Origin of the sequence: Bacillus sp. 0909A, from assembly GCF_036765115.1 — a bacterium.
Taxonomy (GTDB): Bacteria; Bacillota; Bacilli; order Bacillales; family Bacillaceae; genus Bacillus; species Bacillus mojavensis.
In genome coordinates this window covers 1-22,992 of sequence record NZ_JBAIZU010000003.1, presented here as the reverse complement: position 1 = coordinate 22,992, position 22,992 = coordinate 1, and the positions used below count along the sequence as shown (strand labels likewise).

Sequence of the window (22,992 nt, the reverse complement as noted above, 5' to 3'; positions counted from 1 at the left end):
GTTTATATGAGCATGGAAAAAATCCAACCTAAAGTGTTTGATAAAATAACTGAAATCGTAGCACCATTTGGAGATAAGTACACTACTGAAGGTGGGTTAAAGCGTACAGCATTAGTAAATGATTTAAGAAATTATGATGAAATGCTTATTACTGCTTTGGTTAATGATGAATACATAAATAAGCATTATTTTAAGAAAATAGCTGGAAAAGATATATTCTTAATCGACCAATTTGAAGACATGCTACAATACCGAGACTATTGGGAAACCAGTTATACAAAATATGAAAATCAAATTGGTTTAAATGCAGGTGGAAAGTATTTATCAGAACAGCAAGATGTTGTTTTAGATTTTCCTTTCAAAGATGGGTTACTTAGTGCTTCAATGAGTAAAGAGGATATGGGATATGACGAATCTTTTTTCAATGAAGTAATTGAAAAGGATGAGATAGATGTAATGTTAGATAAGAAAATATTAATTAATGCTACTAAATTTGAGGGAGATGGAGAACAATGTGTGTCTAATTTCAATGATGAGAATTTAGTAATTAAGGGGAACAATCTTTTAGCATTACATACATTAAAACAAAAATATCTAGGTAGAGTAAAACTCATATATATAGATCCTCCATATTATTTTGAAGCAAAGAAAAAAGAAGATACCTTTAGATACAATTCAAATTTTAAACTTTCAACATGGCTTGTTTTCATGAAAAATAGACTAGAAGTAGCTAAGGAATTATTAAGTGAAGATGGTGCTATTTTTGTGCAAATTAGTGATGACGGTGTGGCTGAATTGCATCGATTAATGAAAGACATATTTAACGAACCAGGGAAGAATAATTTTATAAATAAAATAACAGTAAAAACAAAATCTCCTTCTGGTTTTGCTAGTGTTAATGTGGGTGTATTCGAAACTGCAGAATATATTATTGGTTTTGCAAAAGATAAGACTAAATGGACATATAATCCTCAATATGTTGAAACATCCTATGATTCTAACTATAAATACTATGTTAAAAATAAACAGGACGATATATCACAGTGGGAAATAGTAAGTTTAAATGACTATTTACCGACAAAGTTCGGTTATGAAAACAAACAAGCATTTGTTAATGAGCTTGGAAAAGATGTCTTTGAAAAGAAAATGGGTGATTTCGCTTTAGAAAATGCTGACTCGGTATTTAGATATACTGCGATTGGAAATGATGCAGGTCAAGAAATTGTTTCTATACGAAATATTTCAAAAGGAGATAAAGATAAGATTTATAAAATTGAAAGAGAAAATTATTATGATGTAATAGTTCATAATGGGCAGGAAATTGCTTTTTATGCTAAAAAGGTTAGAGAAATTGATGGTAAAAAAGTGCCGAGTATACAGCTAAGCAATATTTGGATGGACACTCCATACGAAGGAATTGCAAAAGAAGGTGGAGTGACCCTAAAAGGTGGTAAAAAGCCTGAAAAGCTTATTAGGAGAATTATTGAGATGGCTAGTAACAAAGGTGATATTGTACTCGATTTCTTTGGTGGTTCGGGAACAACGGCTGCTGTTGCACATAAGCTTGAACGGAAATATATTACTATTGAACAGCTTGACTACGAAGAAAATAGTCCTTGGAACAGATTAAAAGATGTTGTAAGCGGTGAAGATCAATCGGGTATCTCTAAGGTTGTTAAATGGAATGGTGGAGGAAGTTTTGTTTACACTGAATTGTTCCCGAAAAATATAGGTTATTTGATTGATATAATAAACGCAAATTCAATTAGTGAATTAAAGGTTGTTTATGAACGTATGATACAAGGGTCTGACACACAGGAGAAAGCTGATATAGATTTTCGTGCTGATTTAACCAAAATTGATTGGAGTCGTGGCGCTGAAGAAAACCGTAAATTACTTATTAAGATTATTGAGAAAAATCAACTATACTATAATTTGAGTGAAATAGATGATTCAAATGTTAGGGAACTGATTAGTGATTCTGACTACGAATTTAATAAGAGTTTCTATGGGGAGGAGGCTTAAAAATGTCTTCAAAACCTAAGAGAAAGATGCAAATATCTTTACCATTACATGACGAGCTTAAAAGACATGATACATCCTTATTTAATGAAAATATAGCTTTTCAGGTTCCCGAATATGTTAATAACAATCTAATACATGATTTACGTGATTATCAGGAAAATGCAATAAGATTTTTCCATTACTCTCAAACGCTTAATGATGCACGTAATATCAATCATGTATTGTTTAACATGGCAACTGGTTCGGGTAAAACGGATTTAATGGCAGCTTTAATCTTGTTTATGTATAAAGAATATGGATATCAAAATTTTGTTTTTACAGTAAATACAAATAGTGTACTAAATAAGACTATCGATAATCTTACAAATAAAGTATCTAATAAATATTTATTCCAGCAAACAATGGAGATTAACGGCGAACGTATAAACATCATACCTGTAACAAGGTTTCCAGTAGAACAGTCTAAGAATGTAATTTATTTGAAGCTTTCAACGGTACAATCTTTATCAAACGATTTATTTATTCCTGCTGAAAATTCAATGTCTGAATTAGAATATCGTAGAAACAAGGTTGTAATACTTGGAGACGAAGCACACCATTATTCTGCTTCAACAAAGAAAGAAAAAGATGAAGAAAAGACATGGGAAGCTGCTATTAATAGAATACTTAATGCAAGAGGCGACAATAGGTTACTGGAGTTTACTGCTACTATTGACTTGGAAAATAAGAATATCTATGAGAAGTATAAAGATAAAGTTATATATCGTTACACATTAGATAAATTTATGTTTCAGGGATTCTCAAAAAACGTAAAGCGTATTGAAGGTTCTGCAGATGATAGAGATAAAATGTTAAATGTAGTACTGCTGAGTGAATATAGAAGGTATACAGCCTTAGCTAAAGGGATACCAATTTTTAAACCTGTTATAATGTTTAAGTCTCAAAATATTAATGCCTCCAACCATGCCAACCGGTTATTTAATGAACTGATTGAGGGTTTGACTGTTGAGGAACTTAACAAGTTTATTTTACGTCAACAAAAGTTAGATGATAATGAAAGTTCGACTTTAAACTTTGCTTATCAGTATTACTTGGACCATAGTGAAGAACTTCCAACTATTTTACGTACCATAAAACGAGAGTTTGAGCCTAGACGTGTGTTAAATGCAAACGATTCTGACCGTGGTGCAGGTATGTTGGAAAAAGGGCAATATCAGGCACTCAATTCTTTAGAAGATGAAGATAACTTGTATCGTGTTATATTTGCTGTTGCGAAGCTAACTGAAGGTTGGGATGTATTAAACCTTTATGATATTGTACGGGTAAGTGAAAATGCTAAAGGAGATAAAAAGTCTACGATGGCTGAAGCGCAGTTAATTGGGCGTGGTGCTAGATATAATCCATTCATCTTAGAAGGGCAATCTTCCTATAAAAGAAGGTTTGAAGACGATTCGCATGACAGTTTATTGCTTGAAACTCTTCACTATCATACAATCAATGAGCCACAGTATTTAAAAAATCTAGTTAATTCCCTAGAAGCATTGGATTTACCTAGTGGAACAGATGAGAAAAACCCTCCACTAGAAGTGAAGATAAAATCAAATTTTAAAAGAACTGACGTTTGGAAACATGGTAAAATCTATTATAATCAGACCATTGTTGTACCTGACTCTTACTATACCAACTTGTCGAAATATGGTATCCGAAATACAAGTGATGTGACACTTCCTTGGTCGTATTCCTCTAGAGAAGTAGACTATAAAGAAGAAGCGACAAGCTTAAGAACACATCCAATCGTTGTTAAATTAGATGACAGGTACTTTAAAAAAGCTATGCAAAAACTTACATTCTTTCGTTTTGATACAATGAAGAGGTACTTACCAATTTTGAAATCAAAAGAGGAATTTTTGTATAGTGAGAATTGGTTAAATATAAAAAATTTAACACTACGAGTAGAAGCACCACTTGAGTTTACAGAAAGTGACTTGACTAGTAGAGATAAGCTGAACATAGTTTTATCTTATCTAAGCGATATTGAATCTAAAATTATCAAAGGATATTCAAGTGAACGTGGTAGTAATAAATTTATTGGTTATCCAATAAAAGAATACCTTACTGATTATAGAAAACGGGTTCCAAAATACGACTCTTTGAAGGGAAATCGTAGTCAGATTGTTGAGCCACGTAAAATGTTAGGTGATGAGAACGATTGGTTTGTTTATAACTTAGCAATTGTAAATGAACTTGAATTTGACCTAATTCGTAAGATTGGCGAGCGAGTACAAGAATTACGAGAAAAGTATCCAGAAACTTATTTATTTCGGATGGATGAGCAAATGAATAGAGAAACACGTAAAGGTGAATATCTTAAATTGCATCAGTTCCAACAATCTGACCAAGTAAGGTTTGAAGGTTTCCAACCAGATTTCATACTGTACCTTAGAAATGCTGATTATTATATACAAGTCTTTATTGAACCAAAAGGTGGAGACTCTAGACGTATGGAGAGGGAACAATGGAAAGAAGACCTGTTAACCTATATTACGGAACATGAAGCTGAACTAGCATTTGAAGATGAAGTTTCGAATGTGAAAATAAAAGGTCTAAAATTCTATACTGATAAAGATGGCCGTAACATGTTTAGTCAATTAGCTCAGGTTGTGTTAAATAAAGACCATTTTACAGGACTGTCTATTGAACAAAAAAGCAAAGTTGCTGAGTTACCTTTATTTTATGATGTCTAAAGGTTTGACTGGGCTTAACTAGGCTCAGCTCCGTCTTTTTTCTTATGGACCTTATATTTGCAGTAGTAGTTCATTATACGAAAAATACCAAATGTTAAAGGATAAAGTTTGGGGATGAGTTAATGGTAAAATGGGTTAGCAATCTGAAATAGAGGTGCCTTTATTAGAAGTATATTCCCAGAGAAATTAAAATAAGAATGATGTTAAAGAAATTTTGTGCCGATTACATCCCGGAATGAGTTTTTATTGGATTTTACCCTATTTTAGAAAAGTGGTTTAACTCTTGATATAATGGCATATCTTTATGAACCATTTCAAGTTGTTTTAGCAAAATTAATCAAGTTCGAAATGGAAGGTTCAATCGGTTAATGTTAATAAAAAAGGACGCGACTGGTTTACAGACGCGTCCTTTTTATATGCAGAAGGAAACCGTGGGCCGAGGGGGCTCGCACGGTATTGTTCTTTCTCAGTTTTCTGTTGTCTCGGGGTTAACAACTTTCATCACAGATGTTCGGTTGGTATAATTTTTGTTCATCTCTAATAATTGAGCATAGGCTGTGTCGAATTCATCTTTTGTCATCTGCTTTGCGGCTAATGCAGAGCATAAAACGGCAAAGGCAATCGGCATTGTGTCAATGTGTATATCAATATGGACTTCCGAATTGCCGCTGTTTTCAATAACAGAGCCATTTTTGGGCATTTCCGCAGCATGTCTGTTGATAGGAATAATATTTTCGTTCATTACTCTTCTCCGTCTTGAGACTGCGCCTGTGCCTGATCCTGATCTGTATTTACGTTGACTACGACTTTTGCATTGCCACTGTTTTCAACTTTAGCAACTGATACATTGCGCTTTTGGTTTTCTTCATTTTCATGACGATTTTCGCTCATGGTATCATCCTTTCTCTATTGATAGTGACAGGATATTCGATAGGAGAGTGAAGAGATTGGACGAACTTCGCGGTTTTTCCACATTGGGGCTAAAGGTCGAAGGAAAGCACTCTATTTGGTAAAATGAATAGATATTATAAAAGAAAAGGTGTTAGCATATGAAGTCTTACATCATCGTCGGCGCAGGCATACTAGGTGCATCGACGGCTTATCATCTCGCAAAATCAGGAGCCCGGGTTACGGTGATTGACCGGAATGAGCCGGGACAAGCGACGGATGCGGCGGCAGGGATCGTCTGCCCTTGGCTTTCGCAGCGCCGCAATCAGGATTGGTATCAGCTCGCTAAGGGCGGAGCGCGATACTATAATGATTTAATCAAGCAACTGGAAGAGGACGGAGAAACAGACACCGGATACAAGCGTGTCGGCGCGATCAGCATACACACTGATGCGGCGAAGCTCGATAAGATGGAGGAGCGGGCGTATAAGAGGCGCGAGCATGCGCCGGAGATCGGTGACATCACCCGTTTATCTGCGAGTGAAACGAAAAAGCTGTTTCCCATTTTAGCTGATGGCTATGAATCGGTTCATATCAGCGGTGCCGCCCGTGTGAACGGGAGGGCGCTTTGCCGGTCGCTTTTGAATGCTGCCGAGAAACATGGTGCGGTCATTGAAAAAGGAAATGCGTCCTTGTGTTTTGAAAGCGGAAGAGTCACCGGTGTCCAAACAGACAAACAGCAGTTTGAGGCTGATAGTGTGATCGTGACTGGAGGGGCATGGGCCAGTGAGTTGATGAAGCCTCTGGGCATTCATTTTCAAGTAACCTTTCAGAAGGCGCAAATTATGCATTTTGAAATTCCTGATGCAGATACTGCATCGTGGCCGGTTGTGATGCCGCCGAACGATCAGTACATTCTTTCGTTTGATGACGGCAGAATTGTAGCAGGCGCCACCCATGAAAATGAGGCCGATCTTAGAGACCTGCGTGTGACAGCAGGGGGACAGCATGAAGTCTTGAGCAAAGCACTTGCCGCAGCCCCTGGGCTTGCTGACAGCACAGTCATTGAAACAAGAGTGGGCTTCAGACCGTTTACACCAGGCTTTCTGCCAGTGGTGGGGGCCGTGCCGAATGTTCAAGGACTTTACGCCGCTAACGGTTTAGGCGCGTCGGGGTTAACGATGGGACCGTTTCTCGGTTCAGAGCTCGCAAAGCTAGTTCTCGGAAAGCAGACAGAAATAGACCTTAGCCCTTATGATCTTGCCTGTGCGCTTGCATAATAATGTAAGGCATGACAAACAAATATAATAAAGCTGTTCTAGCTTTTCTTTCCTGTCTGTGTTAGCATTTATCTTTAATGAAAAAGAGGACGTGAACTGATTTTGATAAAAATTGATATACCCGCACCGAATGTGACGATCACCGAGCGACAGCAGTCAGCCAATCATAACGAACCGAAAATAAAGGCGATTTACGGATTCATCGACTTTCACCAGATACCAAGGGATAAAGGCGGCATCTTCATGTTTTACAACATTCACGACGAGCTGCTGTTTGTCGGTAAAGCCAGAAAGTTAAGACAGAGAATTAAAAAGCATTTTGAAGACACTGTCTCACCGATGAAACATCACAGAGACGAAGTATATAAAATTGAAGTATGTGTAGTCGAAGATCCAATGGAAAGAGAAATTTACGAAACCTATATCATCAATACACAGCACTCGAAGTATAATATAGACAAAGTATTTTTTAAATAAGAAGTCAGTCTGCGGATTGAACAGTGAAGCCAGAGCTTATATTAAGTTCTGGCTTTTGATTTGGGCATTTTTCCGCAGATAGATCTTTGTCTATTTTTCGAGTAAATTAATGAGAAATTTCAGAAAATAATATTGACATTCCTATCTCTGGACTTTAATATAACAATATATAATGTTATATAACGTTATATAATAAAATCAAGGAGTGAAGGATTTGAGTCAGGTCACAGCAAAAGTTAATCGTGAGGTTCAAGCTTTCTTGCAGGATTTGAAAGGAAAAACCATCGACCATGTATTCTTTGTCGCATGCGGAGGGTCTTCGGCCATTATGTATCCGAGTAAATATGTGTTTGACAGGGAGTCAAAATCAATCAGCTCTGACCTTTACAGCTCTAATGAATTTATTCAGCGAAACCCTGTGCAGCTTGGTGAAAAGTCTCTTGTCATTTTGTGCTCGCACTCGGGAAATACCCCGGAAACGGTAAAAGCCGCTGCATTTGCGAGAAGCAAAGGTGCGCTTACGATTGCAATGACGTATAAGCCGGAGTCTCCTTTAGCACAGGAAGCGCAATATGTAGCCCAGTATGACTGGGGTGATGAGGCGCAGGCGATCAATACGAACTATGGTGTTCTATATCAAATCGTTTTCGGCGCTTTGCAGGTATTAGAAAACAATACGACATTTGAACAAGCAATTGAAGGTTTAGATCAATTGCAGGCTGTGTATGATGAAGCCCTTAAGCAGGAAGCTGACAACGCACAGCAATTTGCAAAAACACATGAAAAAGAAAGCATCATTTATACAATGGCAAGCGGTGCAAACTACGGTGTCGCTTACTCCTACAGCATCTGCATTCTCATGGAAATGCAATGGATTCATTCCCACGCCATTCATGCCGGAGAATATTTTCACGGACCGTTCGAAATTATTGATGAATCCGTGCCGTTTATCATCCTGCTCGGTTTAGATGAAACAAGGCCTCTTGAAGACCGGGCGCTTACCTTCTCAAAAAAATATGGCAAAAAGCTGACTGTGCTCGATGCCGCATCTTACGACTTCACTGCAATTGACGATTCAGTAAAAGGCTATCTTGCTCCGCTCGTTCTTAACCGTGTGCTGAGAAGCTATGCGGATGCTTTGGCAGAAGCGAGAAATCATCCTTTATCTCATAGAAGATACATGTGGAAAGTTGAGTATTGATCTGAAAAAGAGGAACCATTATGCATTAGACTATAATGTTATATAACATTATAGTCTAATGTCCAGAGGAGGCCAACCCTTTGAAGAAAATGTTTTTATTTTTGATCATTGCAGCTGTCAGTATGCTCACCATTGCGGGCTGTTCGAGCCAGGGCAGTTCAGCCGATGGAAAGGTGACATTGAAATTTTTCCACAGATGGCCGAAGGAGCCGGAAAAAAGGTATTTTGAAGAGGTTGTAAAGGAATTTGAAAAAGAGCATCCGGATATCGACATTCAAACTGAAGCGGTTTTGAATGACTCCTATAAAGATAAAATTAAAGTTATGCTGGGAACCAGCAGCCCTCCTGATATTTACTTCTCATGGAGTGACGAGTTTGCTTTTAAATTTATCAGAGGAAAGAAAGCACTTGATCTCTCGTCCTACTACAAAGATGATACAGATTGGTCATCGCAGCTCGTTCAATCGCAAGTTACACCATTTACGTATGAAAACAAACAATATGGCGTGCCGTGGCAAATGGACGCTAAATCATTTTTCTATAATAAAGACATATTTAAAAAGCTCAATCTAGAGCCCCCGGCGACTTGGGATGAACTCATCGATGTCTCGAAGAAGCTGAAAGAAAATGGCTATACACCGATCAGTTTCGGAACAAAAGCGACTTGGACAATCTCACATTATATCGGCACGCTGAATCAGCGGATGGTCGATGAAAAAACAAGAGAAAAGGACTATAACGCCAAAACGGGTGAATTTACCGATGAAGGCTATGTGAAAGCACTTGAAAAGCTGCAGGAACTGATGCCTTACTTCAATAACCATGTAAACTCCGTCGACCATGAATATGTGAGACAGCAATTTAAGAGCGGAAAGTCGGCGATGATATATGCGGAAACGGCTGAAATTAAACTGGTCGAGCCAGTGAATCTAGGGATGTTCTCATTCCCTGAAATCAGCGGGCAAAAAGGATCTTCAGAAGCGTTAACGGGGGCGCCTGAAGGATTTATGATTTCCTCGAAAACAAAACATCCAAAGGAAGCAGTGGAATTTTTGCAATTTCTGACGTCGAAAAAAATGGGTGAAAAGCTCGTCAAAGACGTCGGCAAATACAGTGCGGTGCAAGGGACGGCAACCGAAGAAAATTCTACAGCCATTCAGCGTGAAGCTGTTCAGCATATCGTAGATGCCAAATCAATGGTTCCGTGGTTCGACATGGATGTTGATGTTGAAATCGCAGATGTGTACTTAACAAGCGTCCAGCAAATGCTTGGCGGCGACATGACACCGAAGCAGGTCATGAAAGCCGTTCAAAAAGCAGCCAAGCAAGTGCGGGCGTCAGCTGAATAAATCAAAGAAAAGGTGAAGCGACGCACCTTTTCTTTTTATAAAGGAGATGAGTTATCCTTGGTCAATCAAAATAGAATAATCCCCTATTTGTTTTTGCTGCCGGCTCTTGTTTTTTTACTTTTCGTTTATATCCCGATTTTTGAGAATGTCTTTCTCAGTCTGTTTCAATGGAGCTCTTTTTCTCCGGAAAAAACGTTTATCGGATTGAAGAACTATGTTGAATTATTTCGTGATCCTGTCTTTTATCAAGCCCTCACGAATAACGTGCTCTACGCAGTGATCTCAATTGTATGCCAGGTGTTTGGCGGTTTAATTTTGGCGGCGGTGCTTGAGGATAAGCTGGTCAGAAAATGGTCGCCTTTTTTTCGTACCGTTTTCTTTTTGCCGGTTGTCATCTCGATGACGGTTATCGCGCTTTTGTTTGATTTTATTTACAACCCTGAGACGGGGCTTTTGAATCAGCTGCTTCAGGCGGTTGGTCTTGATCAGCTGACAAGGGCATGGCTCGGGGATGACAGCACGGCTATGCTTTCTGTCATTTTTGTATCTCAGTGGCAGTCTGTCGGTTATATCGCAATGCTGTACATTGTGTCGATTCAAAAAATACCGGATGAACTGTATGAAGCGGCGCGTCTTGACGGCGCAGGAAAAATTCAGCAGTTTTTTCACATTACCATTCCCCAGACGAAAGAGATGTCTTTTGTTGCGATGGTCATGACGCTGACCGGCGCCTTTACGGTATTTAATGAACCGTACATATTGACAGGCGGCGGGCCGGGAAACGCTTCTGAGGTATTAAGCACGTTCTTATATAAAAGCGCCTTTACAAAGGATATGATGGGCTATGCTTCAGCGATTGCCACTGTTGTGTTAATCATTACGCTTGCTTTGTCGCTCATGCAAATGAAGTTCTTTAAGACCGGAAAGGAGGACTAACAGATGCTGCCTCAAAAGAAGACAGATTCATTCAGATTAGAGCCTGTGCCTGACCGGCACATCGAGGTGAAAAGAAAGCCGAGGCGAAAATGGTATATCGGAGAAACGTCTGTGTTGGTTTTTCTGTTTCTCTATCTTATCGCGATTGCTTATCCGCTTTTATGGATGGTCATGAGCGCCTTTAAGAGCTCGGATGATATTTTTGAGAATAGCTGGTCGCTGCCGTCTTCGTGGCACCCGGAGAATTTTGTGTCCGCCTGGAATCAGGGAATTTCTTCTTATTTTATGAACAGTGTGATCGTGACGGCGCTGACATGTGTAATCACTGTCTTTATCAGCGCATGGGGAGCGTACGGGCTTTCGAGGTTCGAGTTTAAAGGAAAAGGGTTCTTTTTGGTGCTTTGTCTTGGCGGTTTGATGCTGACACCTCAGGTCAGTCTTGTGCCGCTGTATTCCATTATTCAGTCGCTGGGGCTTTACAATACGTATTGGGCTTTGATATTGCCTTATGCGGCTTATCGGATTCCGTTTACCATCATTTTGATCCGCTCTTATTTTCTTTGTATTTCTAAAGAATTGGAAGAGGCGGCTTATTTAGAAGGGTGTACGAGTTTTGGGGTATTTTTCAGAATTTTCTTACCGATGAGTGTGCCCATTTTAGTGACGTCGGGCATTTTGACGGCTTACCATACGTGGAATGAGTTTATGTTTGCGATTATTTTCATAGATGACGAGAATTTGCGGACCATTCCGGCGGGGCTGATGCAGTTCCGAGATGCACTGCAGACGGATTGGGGCGTCTTGCTGGCGGGATTAACGATTTCTGCTGCGCCGATTATTATTCTGTTTTTATTTATGCAGAAATATTTTGTCCGCGGGATTGCAAGCGGAAGCGTAAAAGGATAAAGGAGGAAGCACAATGAAATTAATTGCTGTTGGAGACAACGTTGTAGACTACTATCAGGATCAAGAAACATTCTACCCGGGAGGAAACGCTTTAAATGTCGCAGTGCTTGCAAAACGGCTTGGACATGAGGCTTCTTATATCGGAATTGTCGGCAATGACGAAGCCGCGGCTCATCTGCTGAATGTGCTGAAATTGGAGAAGGTTAACGCGGATTTTATTCGGCAGGCGCATGGGGAAAACGGAATGGCAATCGTTACCCTTGATGAACAGGGGGACCGGATCTTTGTCCGATCGAATAAGGGCGGCATCCAGTCGCGTCTCCGTCTTGTGTTGCAGGAAAAGGACTTATCTTTTATCAGCGGGCATGATCTGCTGCATACCAGTGTGTACAGCAGGCTTGAGAACGATTTGCCGCAGCTGTGCAGTATGATTCCGGTCTCTTTTGATTTTTCAACTAATCGAGAGGATGAGTATTTGAAAAAGGTCTGTCCTTATGTGACGTACGCGTTCTTTTCAGGAAGCGATCTGAGTGAGACAGAGTGCGGCCAGCTTGCAGAAAAGGCACATGAGTACGGAGCAAAAATTGTTTGCATGACCCGCGGCGGGCAAGGGGCGATCCTGTCTGCGGGAGACCGAATCTATCATCAGCCGATTGTGGAAGCTGATATAATTGATACACTCGGAGCAGGAGATTCATTTATCGCGGGATTTTTGACTGCCTTCTGTGAGAAGCAGAATATGGCGGACGCTTTGCGCCAAGGAGCGGAAACAGCTGCGAAAACATGCGGAGTGTACGGGGCATTCGGATACGGCTATCCCTATCGCCTGGAGGAAGGGGGAAGCAGTGAAAAAACGAGAATACTATAAGCAGTGTCTCGTTTTTTATGCCTGTTATGTGTAGGGGCTGTTGATTGTAAATGTGACACGGTTTGTGTGCATTAAAAACAGTGAGCAGTAGATCGGCTGATCGTTTGAGGTAAATGCGGTTTTATCGATTTCAAACAGTGCATCTCCAATATCGCAATCCAAGTATTTGCTTTCCTCCTGTTGGGCATATACAACGTTTAATAGTTTCGTATTGTGAGTGGGAACGACTTGGTATTGCTGCTTCAAAATATCATGCATAGATACACCGTCCGCAATAAACGTATTGATGGCAGGAAACAGCTCCAGCGGATAATGCGTGATTTCAAAGGTGAGCGGCTGATCATCATTATATAAAATCCGTTTTAATTCAACGACAGGGCTCTCGGTATTGATTTGAAGCTTTTCGGCAATCGGTTTCGATGCTGGAATGATTTCATGGGACAGAACCTGGTGCTTCGGCTTTTTTCCGGTTGATTCCATAAATTCCGAGTAGCCGTTTACTGCAATCAGCTCTCTCTTCAATTTAGGGCTTTTAACGAACGTTCCTTTTCCCTGCTGCCTGATCAGATAGCCTTCTTCGACCAGATCGAGAATGGCTTTTCTGACGGTAATGCGGCTGACATTATACTTGCTGCAAAGCTCGTTTTCTGTGGGCAGCTTGGCAGCCGGGGAATACAAGCCCTTTTTAATGTCATCTGTTATGATTTGTTTTAGCTGAATGTATAAAGGTGTTGAACTTCCGTTGTTTAACAAGGGGTAGCCTCCTTTTAAGCTATTATTTATATTATAATGTATTATGACGTTATAATACAAATTTGCGTTTTTTATTTTAGAAATATAGCAAATATGGGAATTGATTACTCTAAAAATAACAGAAAGACCGAGTTGTTTCCAGTGACGAAATAACGGAGAAAAAAGACAGGGGGCGTTTTCTGATGGCTTCATTAACATTTGAACATGTCAAAAAATCATATCATTCACAATTAACGGTGAAGGATTTTGATTTAGATGTAAAAGATAAGGAGCTTTTGGTGCTGGTGGGGCCGTCAGGCTGCGGCAAATCGACAACCCTGCGAATGGTGGCGGGGCTGGAAAGCATTTCTGAAGGAAGCCTCTTTATCGATGGGGAACGGGTCAATGATCTTCCGCCGAAGGAGCGTGATATCGCGATGGTGTTCCAAAACTACGCGCTGTATCCGCATATGACTGTTTTCGATAACATGGCGTTTGGATTAAAGCTCAGAAAAATGCCGAAACAAGAAATTGCCGAGCGGGTGCATGCAGCTGCAAACATTTTGGAGATTGAGCATTTGCTGAAGAGAAAACCGAAGGCGCTTTCCGGCGGCCAGCGGCAAAGGGTGGCTCTCGGCAGGTCTATCGTGCGGGAACCGAAGGTCTTTTTAATGGACGAGCCGCTTTCTAATCTGGATGCGAAGCTGAGAGTGACGATGCGGACAGAAATCAGCAAGCTTCACCAGCGGCTAGAAGCAACCATTATCTATGTCACCCATGATCAGACTGAAGCGATGACGATGGGTGATCGAATTGTCGTCATGAATGAAGGCGAAATTCAGCAAGTGGCCAAGCCTCATGATATCTATCATTATCCGGCAAATCTATTTGTGGCCGGGTTTATTGGCTCTCCTGGAATGAATTTTTTCAAAGGCATAATTGAAGAGCAGCATGGCGAGCTGTTTTTCACAAACTCTTCGATCCGGCTTCATATACCTGAAGAAAAGGCGAAGCAGCTGAAGAAAAAAGGCTATGCCGGAAAACAGATGACTGTCGGGGTACGGCCGGAGCACATCGCACAAATGACTGGATATGATCAGCTGTTTGATTCCGTATTGAAAGCGACAGTGGAAGTGAATGAAAATTTGGGATCTGAGCTGATTGTGCATGTCAGCGCCGGGAACGAGCGGCTTACGGTAAGGCTGGACGGCAGCAATCCAATCGCCGCGGGCGATTCGATTCAGCTGGCGGTGAAAATGGATCACGCCGTCTTTTTCGATGCTGAAACGGAACAGGCTGTGTATTAGAAAAGGTGCTCCCTTCGGGGGGAGCACCTTTTTCTTACGGCCAAATGTCGTCTGCCCATTCAGGGTGATCGATAAATGGATTTCGGTTGTGCTGATATTTTTCATAAATGATTTCATTTCTTTTTCTTTCGCGGGCATCAACAGGATCCTGCCTATTCCATTCAAGCAAGGCGGATTGTTTTCCATGATAAGGAGCAGAGCCGTTTCCTGTTTTATCATTAAGCTCAAGGTCAGGGTAGCCGTCATCTCCTTCATAACGGACAGCCATGTAAAACAGCATGCGGGCGACATCGCCTTTCACATCATCGCGGGGCTCCCATGAATCTCCATCATAGTAATTTCCAGGCGCTTTCGCATACTCGTTGCCGCCGTTGTCAAAGTCCAAGTTGCCTCTGGCGCTGTTTACTTGGACGTCTGCTGGTCGCAAGTGATGAACGTCAGTGCCGGGTCCCTTGCTTGTACCAAAATCGCCATGGGATTTCGCCCAGACATGCTCCCGGTTCCAGTCCCCGACATTGCCGCCGTTTAGGTTTTTCGAACGCGATTCATTCGTATAGAGCAGGATGACGTTATTCGGATTGGCCGGGTCTGCATCCGTTTCTTTCAGCGCGTTCCATACCTCGCTGTAAGACAGCATCGTATGTCCGCTGATGATGCGGTGCAGCGCGCTTTTTAACGCCTCTCCGCTTTTTCCTTCAGCACCTTCATAATAGGTGTCTGTGTCGGTGTATGGTGCAGCGGGAGAGACCAATGAGAGAATGCCTCCGGAGGCTGCGGGAGAAGTAGCTGCACGGTCATTCAGGTTCAATCCGGTTTGCGCGCTTGCTGAAGCAGAGGGCGCAAACCATCCGGAAATCAGTAATACACAGACGAGCGGCAGAAACCTTGCTTTTTTTGTCATCACTTGCCCTCCTTTAGATCAGATCATGTCTATTATCTAAAATTGAATGAAAGGTTAGAAGTGTCATTTTGTATATTTTTCATTAAAATTGTAAATTAGTACCTTTGGAGGAGGCGGAACTCTATTGTTTCAGGATCTTTAGTCTGCGTTTTTGCTCCAGCTGATATTAGGCAAGCGCTGTTCCTTGATCGAGTGCTGCTTCATTCGCTTGTAAAAACGCTGCGGTCTGCACATCGCTTGCTTCACTGAAATATTGCCCGCTACTTCATCCCCTTTTTTTCCTCTTGTTGTTTTTTTAAATTCTTTGCTGCTTATTGACTCTCTTCCTTAGTGGCTGCTTTTTCTAAAATGGAATGGCAGACTGGTTATGATGACTAAAAAACAAACATTTTTTTGGTTTATGTGCTGATGAACTAATGGCTTCCTCCCTCTATAATGAAGTCACCATAACGGCCAGAGGAGGAAGCACATGGAAAAGCAGAGGCTTTCAGTAAAAAGCGGCATTGCTGATTACATTGATTGGCTTGCCCAATTCGGCGTGTCTGCTGATGGCGGGGTAACGAGACTTTTGTACACCAAAGAGTGGATGGACGCGCAGCTCGCCGTGAAAGCGGAGATGTCGGCATTTGGGCTTGACGCCAGATTTGACGATGTCGGCAATGTCTTTGGAAGGCTTCAGGGCACCCAGTCTCCGGATGAAGTGATTTTAGCCGGCTCACATATCGATACTGTGATCAATGGGGGAAAGTATGACGGCTCATATGGCGTGCTTGCGGCAATGCTTGCTTTAAAGCAGCTCAAAGAAACATACGGATCGCCAAAAAAAACGCTTGAGGCTGTGTCTTTATGTGAGGAAGAGGGCAGCCGTTTTCCGATGACATACTGGGGATCAGGGAATATGATGGGTGCTTTGTCATTGAAGCATGCGGAAGTACCGAGAGACGGATCAGGTGTTTCATTACAAGAGGCGATGCATGACCACGGTTTTGGCAGAGGCGTGTATCCCTCAGCGCACAGGACAGATATCAACGCTTTTATAGAAATTCACATTGAACAAGGACAGACGCTTGAAATGTCAGGACGAGATCTCGGTGTGGTGACAAGTATAGTCGGGCAGAGAAGATATTTGATTACGCTTGAGGGAGAATGCAACCACGCTGGAACCACCTCCATGAAATGGCGCAAGGATCCGCTCGCAGCCAGCAGCCGAATGATTCATGAACTGCTGCTTCGTGCTGAAGAACAGCCGGATGAGCTTCGCCTGACATGCGGAAAAATGACGGTGGAGCCCAATGTGGCTAATGTCATACCTGGACGGGTGCAGTTTTCAATCGATATTCGACATCAGCATCAGCGTGTGCTGGAGCATTTTCATGAAGAAATGACAGCTGTCATCAACGGTATTTGTGACGAAAAAGGGATTCACGCCATGATTGATGAATATATGCGAATAGAGCCTGTGCCGATGGACGAAACGCTTTCTGCCAAGGCTCTTGAGACAGCGGCAGAAAACGGTATCAGCTGTGAAGAAATGGTGAGCGGGGCAGGGCATGATGCGCAAATGATCGGAAGGAGCTGTCCTGCTTGTATGCTGTTTGTGCCGAGCAGAGGCGGCATCAGCCATTCCCCGGAGGAATTTACTTCTGCACGTCAGCTTGAGATCGGCGTCCGCACATTGACTCATTTATTATATAAACTGGCTTACTGATGAAGGAGGAATGGCTGTGTCAGGCAAAAAAGAATTATGTACACCGTTAAGAACAATTATGACACCGGGACCCGTAGAGGTCGATCCGCGTGTATTAAGAGTGATGAGCACGCCGGTTGTCGGCCAATTTGACCCGGCGTTTACCGATATCATGAATGAAACAATGGAGATGCTCCGAGAATTGTTTCAAACGAAAAACCGCTGGGCGTATCCGATTGACGGCACATCACGGGCGGGAATCGAAGCGGTGTTAGCGAGTGTCATTGAACCGGGAGATGACGTGCTTATTCCGATATACGGACGCTTCGGCTTTTTGCTGACTGAAATCGCTGAGCGGTACGGGGCGAATGTTCATACGATTGAGTGTGAGTGGGGAACGGTTTTTGACCCTGACGATATTATACGGGAAATGAAAAAGGTGAAGCCGAAAATTGTGGCCATGGTGCACGGGGAAACATCAACTGGCCGAATCCATCCGCTGAAAGCAATTGGAGAGGCGTGCCGTGCTCGGGATGTACTGTTTATTGTCGATGCGGTAGCGACAATTGGGGGCTGCGAGGTGAAAGTGGATGAATGGAACATTGACGCAGCTATCGGCGGTACGCAAAAGTGTTTGTCTGTTCCGTCTGGGATGGCACCGATTACATATAATGAACGTGTGGCAGATATCATTGCGGCGCGCAAAAAGGTGGAACGCGGAATTGCGACCCAGGCAGACAAGGCGCAGCTTTCCGGAAATCGCCCGATCATAAGCAATTATTTTGATTTGAGCCAGCTCGAGGATTATTGGAGTGAACGGCGGCTCAATCATCATACAGAAGCGACGACGATGCTTTATGCCTTGCGTGAGGGCGTGAGACTGGTGCTTGATGAAGGCCTTAACGCACGTTTCGAGCGGCATCAGCACCATGAGGCCGCGTTAATAGCAGGGATTAAAGCGATGGGGCTGAAGCTGTTTGGGGATGAGAGCTGCAAAATGCCTGTTGTCACCTGTGTGCAAATCCCGGACGGCGTAGATGGAGAGTCAGTCCGCCATATGCTTTTGGCGCAGTTCGGAATCGAAATCGCCAGCTCATTCGGCCCTTTAGCCGGGAAGATTTGGAGAATTGGAACGATGGGCTACAGCTGCAGGCGGGAAAACGTACTGTTTGTGCTTGCCGGATTAGAAGCTGTGCTTCTCAGACACGGCGCTGTGATTGAAGTAGGAAAAGCACTTCAGGCCGCGCTTGATGTATATGAAGATGCTAAAAGCCAGACGGCGATTTAAAGAAAAAGCGTGCGGAATTCCGCACGCTTTTTTAATTTTCGCTCTTTCTCCAATCTGATTTTGTCTGTTTGACTCTTTTTACAAATCCGTTTTCTCTGTGTTGCATTTTCTGACGGTGCATGAGTCATTTTTTCTTTTTTCATCTATTCTTTATACAAGGCCCAATTAAATGATGTTTTATTTCTTACGGCATTTTTTGAGAGGAGGATGCGGCATTGGAGTATTTTCACATGATTTTAGATGCGCTTCTGGAATATCAGGATGAGGCTGTGCTGGCGACCATTGTTCAAGTTGAAGGTTCCGCATATCGAAAAGCGGGCGCCACCATGCTCTTTAAGAAAAACGGAGAAAGAATTGGCTTGCTCAGCGGCGGGTGTCTGGAAGAGGATTTATCCCAAAGAATTGGTGAGCTCGGCGATCAGCTGCCTACAGCGCTTATATCCTATGACATGCGTGCTGAAGACGATCTTTCATGGGGCATGGGAGTCGGCTGCAATGGCGTTATTCATATCTATGCGGAACGAGTCTCTCAGGAAAAAAAGCGGCACTATGAAAGAGTAAGAGACTGCCTTTATGCAGGAAAAGCCGTAACAGCTGTTACACAGATTGAATCCTCACAGTCAGGGCGTTATCTGTTTTTGTCAGAGACCGGGCATTTTGGGCACTGGCCGGATGCGCCGCTTCAAGACATTCAACGCACTGCTTCAACGCTTCATTTGCCGCATTTTGATCGATCATCAAACATTTTTATTCAGCATATTGAGCCGAAGCCGCGTCTCATTCTGTTTGGGGCAGGTCCAGATATGATACCGCTCGCCAATTTGGCGGCTGAGACCGGATTTTCTGTCATTGTGACAGATTGGCGGCCCGCGTATTGCACAGCCTCTCATTTTCCAAAAGCAGATCAGCTGATCACTGTCTTTCCGGAGCAGATGCTGAGTGAATTTGAATTTTCGCCTCAGGATTTCGCTGTTGTGGCGACTCACCATTTTCAACACGATCAAGTCATCGTTGAATCCTTATTATCTCGAGACCTTCATTATATCGGGCTTCTAGGCTCTGAAAACCGTACGAAACGGCTGCTGAATGGAAAACAGCCGCCCGCTCATTTTTACAGTCCGGTCGGGTTGAAAATCGGCGCGGAAGGCCCAGAGGAGATTGCCGTCAGCATCGTTGCGGAAATCCTTCAAGCACGAAAACGGCTGGTGGTTATATGAGCATGATCGGTGTATTTTTGGCGGCCGGAAAAAGCGAGAGAATGGGCACAAACAAGCTGGCATTGCCGCTAAAAGGAGAAACGATCGGATCGGCTTCATTAAAAGCAGCTCTATTATCCCGTCTTGACCATGTGCTGATTGTCGAGAGGACAGAACATGCTTCACTTGAGTGGATCGGGGAGCAATATTATTCACCGCCTTTTCTGGATCGCTGGAGCCTGCATGTCTGTAAAGAAGCGGAAAAGGGCCAAGGGCATTCTGTCAGCAGCGGGGTGAGAAAAGCGGAAAGCATGGGGGCAGACGGAGTCGTCATTCTGTTGGGTGACCAGCCGCAGCTTTCCGTCGACCATGTAAATGCCCTGATATCAAGGGCTCACGAAATGTTTGCCGTGTCAGCGTCTTTGCGTACGCTCAGCCCGCCTATTTATTTCTCATCCGCCTGTTTTCCATATGTAAAGGAGTTAAAGGGAGATGAGGGTGCCCGCAGGCTGCTCAAAAACGGGCAGCTTGGCATTGGAACGGTAGTGGTAGTGAAAGATTGCGAGGAACTGGAAGATATTGATACACCGGAGGAATATGAAACTGTTAGGAGGCGAATTCATGAACGGACAAGTGACACAAGCGCGGATGAACATTCAATTATGGAGGCCGGCAGCGCTTGATGAGGCATTTTCTCTATTGGAGCAGTTTGCGCCAGATGTGTGTGCAGCATCGGGCAGCACGCTGCTCCAGCTCCAATGGGACAAAGGAATTCTTCCAAAAACGCATCTCATCAGCCTTGAAGCCATCGAAGAAATGAAAGGCATTACCGCTGATGACACCCACGTGTCGATCGGGGCGCTTACCACGCTGAATGAATGCAGAAAAAACAGCCTCATTAAGCGGGAGCTGGCTTGCTTATGTGATGCAGTTTCTGCTGTTGCAGCGCCGGGGATCCGAAGCCGGGCCACAATTGGCGGTAACATAGCGAGTAAAATAGGGGATTTGATACCGCTCCTGCTTGTGCTTGATGCGGAGCTCATCGTTTATCAGAAGGAGCTTGTCAGGCTGCCGCTTGCTGAATGGATCTCCAGTGAAGCGTATTCACATGGAATCGTGACACGTGTGATGATTCCGCTTCCAGAGGGAGATCGTGTGTTTTTCCGCAAGCTGGGAAGGCGGCAGGCATTTACCGGAGCGGTTGCTGTGACGGCAGGACGTTTACTGAAAGACAGTGACATTCGCCTCGCAGCGGGCCATGCCGATATGAGGCCGAAAAGATTAATAGAGAGCGAAGGGAAATGGATGGAGCCTGAATGGGAGGCACCTGAACTGTACGAAACACTTATCAAGGAGCTGCCATTTTCAGCCGATGCTTTCGTGTCAGCGGCATACAGAAAAAAGGCGGCTGCCAACGTCATCATGTCCGAGCTTTTGATTGAGGGAGGGGAATAAATGGGCATAAGCAAACCGTCAAGAATAAGGCCGGATGGAAGGGGAAAGGTCACGGGTGAATTGAAGTATATGACTGATCTCACCTTTCCGGGGATGCTGTATGGCAAAATCCTGAGAAGCGCTTATCCTCATGCGGAAATCGTGTCGATTTGCACAAAAAAGGCCGAAGAAATGGAAGGTGTGCGAGCGGTCGTCACCCATAAGGACGTTCCAGGTTTAAACCGTTTTGGGATTGTCATTCCTGACCAGCCGGTTCTATGCGAGGATAGAGTACGTTATGTCGGAGATGCAGTGGCGGCCGTCGCAGCAGAAACGGAAGACATTGCTGAAGCCGCGCTGGAGCTGATTCACGTGGTGTACAGGAAGCTGACGGTCATTGATTCTCCGGAAAAAGCGCTCCGACCAGATGCGCATATGCTGCACCCGGACGGGAACATCCTTCATCGCGCGTTTTTCTCGCACGGCGATGTGGAAGCGGGGTTCCAATCGTGTCACACGATTCTTGAAGAAACCTACGAACTGCCGCGGCAGATGCATACGTATATGGAAACGGAAGGGGGCGTAGCTGTTCCGGAACATGACGGGGGTTTTACAATGTACGCTGGCACTCAGCACGGCTACAAGGACCGTTTTCAGCTTGCCCGCATTTTTGGTATTCCTGAAGAGAAGATTCGGATTGTGTCGAGTCCGATGGGCGGCTCATTTGGCGGAAAGGATGAGCTGAATATTCAGCCGTATGCAGCGCTTTTGGCCCGTAAAAGCGGACGCCCGGTCAAAATTCATCAGACGAGGCCGGAATCTGTACGCTCAGGAATCAAACGCCACCCAATGAAAATCACGATCAAAACAGGGGCTGATCAAACAGGAAAGCTTCTGGCTCATGATGTGAAAATCATTGCCGATACAGGCGCTTACGCCACGCTGGGACCGGCAGTCCTGGACTTTTCTGCTGAGCATGCCGCGGGTCCGTACCGCATCCCTAATATCCGCACTGAAGGGATCTCTGTGTTTACGAACAATGGGGTGGCGGGAGAATTCCGGGGTTTTGGCGGCAATCAAATCACATTTGCGCTTGAAACCCATCTTGATCGCCTCAGCAGCATGCTCCACATTGACCCGCTGGAGCTGCGAAGAAAAAATATCAGAAAACCGCATGACCCGGGGCCGCTTGAGCATCGGATTGCGCCCACTGACGGAGCGGCGCAAGTGTTGAACATCATTTCTGCATCTCCTATTCTCAAAAGAAAACATCAGACGTCTCGTTATAAACGAAGAGGTGTCGGGGCGGCGATTACTATGCATGGCGGCGGGCTTGGCTATGGCCGGATGGATGCCGCAGGAGGGCGTCTTTCCCTTTCAAGTGACGGCAAAATCACGGCTTCATTTGGATTTGAAGAGTGCGGGCAGGGCATACTTGCCGCGATTGAACATATTGTCACCGAAGAGCTGGGCTGCGCGGCTGAGGATATTTCCATTGTCATCGGAGATACAGCAAAAGTGCCAAAGTCAGGCTCCTCCACAGCATCCCGCGGCACCAGCATGGTGTGGCACGCGATCCAGCGTTTGAAGAAACCGTTTCTAGCTCAGCTGAAAAAACGGGCCGCAGAATGGAGCGGTTGTTCAGCGGAAAACCTTATTCTCGGCTCCGCAGGCTTACGTGATCTATACACAAAAGAGCTTGTGGTGACGTATAGAGAGCTTGCTGAAAAAGGCCCTTTGACAGAGGAAACAGCATTCGATTTTCCGACAACA

At 43.7% G+C, this 22,992-nt stretch carries 20 protein-coding genes; 16 read left to right on the top strand and 4 right to left on the bottom strand.

Annotated features, from left to right (window positions below; all coding sequences use genetic code 11):
- The first annotated feature begins 6 nt into the window (after positions 1 to 6).
- Both V6D42_RS10355 and V6D42_RS10350 read left to right on the top strand, forming a co-directional pair.
- Positions 7 to 2,025: a site-specific DNA-methyltransferase gene (locus V6D42_RS10355; protein WP_333513162.1), complete on the top strand. Its 2,019-nt coding sequence runs from the start codon at positions 7 to 9 to the stop codon at positions 2,023 to 2,025.
- Between the two features lie 2 nt (positions 2,026 to 2,027).
- Positions 2,028 to 4,769: a DEAD/DEAH box helicase family protein gene (locus V6D42_RS10350; RefSeq protein WP_333513161.1), complete on the top strand. Its 2,742-nt coding sequence runs from the start codon at positions 2,028 to 2,030 to the stop codon at positions 4,767 to 4,769.
- Between the two features lie 466 nt (positions 4,770 to 5,235).
- Here V6D42_RS10350 and V6D42_RS10345 read toward each other — a convergent pair whose 3' ends face one another.
- On the bottom strand, positions 5,236 to 5,511 hold the full coding sequence (locus tag V6D42_RS10345) for a hypothetical protein (RefSeq protein WP_333513160.1): 276 nt from the start codon (positions 5,509 to 5,511) through the stop codon (positions 5,236 to 5,238).
- Positions 5,511 to 5,660 (bottom strand): hypothetical protein, encoded by a 150-nt coding sequence (locus V6D42_RS10340; RefSeq protein WP_003240873.1) that lies wholly within the window; start codon positions 5,658 to 5,660, stop codon positions 5,511 to 5,513. The genes V6D42_RS10345 and V6D42_RS10340 overlap by 1 nt, the downstream gene beginning before the upstream one ends.
- Before the next feature lie 158 nt (positions 5,661 to 5,818).
- On the opposite strand from V6D42_RS10340, the gene V6D42_RS10335 reads away from it, so the two are divergent.
- The 7 genes from V6D42_RS10335 (at position 5,819) to V6D42_RS10305 (ending at position 12,674) form a co-directional block, all read left to right on the top strand.
- The gene (locus tag V6D42_RS10335; protein WP_333513159.1) at positions 5,819 to 6,937 is read left to right on the top strand and encodes an NAD(P)/FAD-dependent oxidoreductase; all 1,119 of its coding nucleotides are present in this window, start codon (positions 5,819 to 5,821) and stop codon (positions 6,935 to 6,937) included.
- Positions 6,938 to 7,039: 102 nt separating this feature from the next.
- Positions 7,040 to 7,414 (top strand): nucleotide excision repair endonuclease, encoded by a 375-nt coding sequence (locus tag V6D42_RS10330; RefSeq protein ID WP_333513158.1) that lies wholly within the window; start codon positions 7,040 to 7,042, stop codon positions 7,412 to 7,414.
- Positions 7,415 to 7,628: 214 nt separating this feature from the next.
- On the top strand, positions 7,629 to 8,615 hold the full coding sequence (gene frlB, locus V6D42_RS10325) for a fructosamine deglycase FrlB (RefSeq protein ID WP_333513157.1): 987 nt from the start codon (positions 7,629 to 7,631) through the stop codon (positions 8,613 to 8,615).
- A gap of 80 nt (positions 8,616 to 8,695) precedes the next feature.
- Entirely contained in the window at positions 8,696 to 9,964 is a 1,269-nt protein-coding gene (locus V6D42_RS10320) for an ABC transporter substrate-binding protein (protein ID WP_333513156.1), read from the top strand.
- Between the two features lie 57 nt (positions 9,965 to 10,021).
- Positions 10,022 to 10,900 (top strand): carbohydrate ABC transporter permease, encoded by an 879-nt coding sequence (locus V6D42_RS10315; RefSeq protein ID WP_333513155.1) that lies wholly within the window; start codon positions 10,022 to 10,024, stop codon positions 10,898 to 10,900.
- A 3-nt stretch (positions 10,901 to 10,903) separates the two neighbouring features.
- On the top strand, positions 10,904 to 11,806 hold the full coding sequence (locus tag V6D42_RS10310) for a carbohydrate ABC transporter permease (RefSeq protein WP_333513154.1): 903 nt from the start codon (positions 10,904 to 10,906) through the stop codon (positions 11,804 to 11,806).
- Between the two features lie 13 nt (positions 11,807 to 11,819).
- Positions 11,820 to 12,674, top strand: coding sequence for a fructoselysine 6-kinase (locus tag V6D42_RS10305; protein WP_333513153.1), 855 nt, complete (start codon positions 11,820 to 11,822; stop codon positions 12,672 to 12,674).
- A 24-nt stretch (positions 12,675 to 12,698) separates the two neighbouring features.
- Here the strand turns inward: V6D42_RS10305 and frlR are convergent, their stop codons facing one another.
- Positions 12,699 to 13,427, bottom strand: coding sequence for a transcriptional regulator FrlR (gene frlR / locus V6D42_RS10300; RefSeq protein WP_168748684.1), 729 nt, complete (start codon positions 13,425 to 13,427; stop codon positions 12,699 to 12,701).
- A 182-nt stretch (positions 13,428 to 13,609) separates the two neighbouring features.
- Between frlR and V6D42_RS10295 the strand changes: the two genes are divergently transcribed.
- Entirely contained in the window at positions 13,610 to 14,713 is a 1,104-nt protein-coding gene (locus tag V6D42_RS10295; RefSeq protein WP_326203549.1) for an ABC transporter ATP-binding protein, read from the top strand.
- A 34-nt stretch (positions 14,714 to 14,747) separates the two neighbouring features.
- On the opposite strand, the gene V6D42_RS10290 is transcribed toward V6D42_RS10295, so the two are convergent.
- Positions 14,748 to 15,614: an endonuclease I family protein gene (locus V6D42_RS10290; RefSeq protein ID WP_333513152.1), complete on the bottom strand. Its 867-nt coding sequence runs from the start codon at positions 15,612 to 15,614 to the stop codon at positions 14,748 to 14,750.
- 469 nt (positions 15,615 to 16,083) lie between these two features.
- On the opposite strand from V6D42_RS10290, the gene allC reads away from it, so the two are divergent.
- The 6 genes from allC to pucD form a co-directional block, all read left to right on the top strand.
- A complete protein-coding gene (gene allC / locus V6D42_RS10285) occupies positions 16,084 to 17,322 on the top strand; it encodes an allantoate deiminase (protein ID WP_326203552.1) in 1,239 nt (412 codons plus the stop codon).
- 16 nt (positions 17,323 to 17,338) lie between these two features.
- Positions 17,339 to 18,589, top strand: coding sequence for a pyridoxal-phosphate-dependent aminotransferase family protein (locus V6D42_RS10280; protein WP_333513151.1), 1,251 nt, complete (start codon positions 17,339 to 17,341; stop codon positions 18,587 to 18,589).
- 230 nt (positions 18,590 to 18,819) lie between these two features.
- On the top strand, positions 18,820 to 19,806 hold the full coding sequence (locus tag V6D42_RS10275; RefSeq protein WP_442893236.1) for an XdhC family protein: 987 nt from the start codon (positions 18,820 to 18,822) through the stop codon (positions 19,804 to 19,806).
- Positions 19,803 to 20,468: a xanthine dehydrogenase accessory protein PucB gene (pucB, locus tag V6D42_RS10270; RefSeq protein WP_333513149.1), complete on the top strand. Its 666-nt coding sequence runs from the start codon at positions 19,803 to 19,805 to the stop codon at positions 20,466 to 20,468. The genes V6D42_RS10275 and pucB overlap by 4 nt, the downstream gene beginning before the upstream one ends.
- On the top strand, positions 20,407 to 21,240 hold the full coding sequence (pucC, locus tag V6D42_RS10265; RefSeq protein WP_333513148.1) for a xanthine dehydrogenase subunit C: 834 nt from the start codon (positions 20,407 to 20,409) through the stop codon (positions 21,238 to 21,240). Before pucB ends, pucC begins: the two co-directional genes overlap by 62 nt.
- Positions 21,241 to 22,992, top strand: a 1,752-nt coding sequence (gene pucD, locus V6D42_RS10260; protein ID WP_333513147.1) for a xanthine dehydrogenase subunit D, incomplete at its 3' end; no start/stop codon positions are given.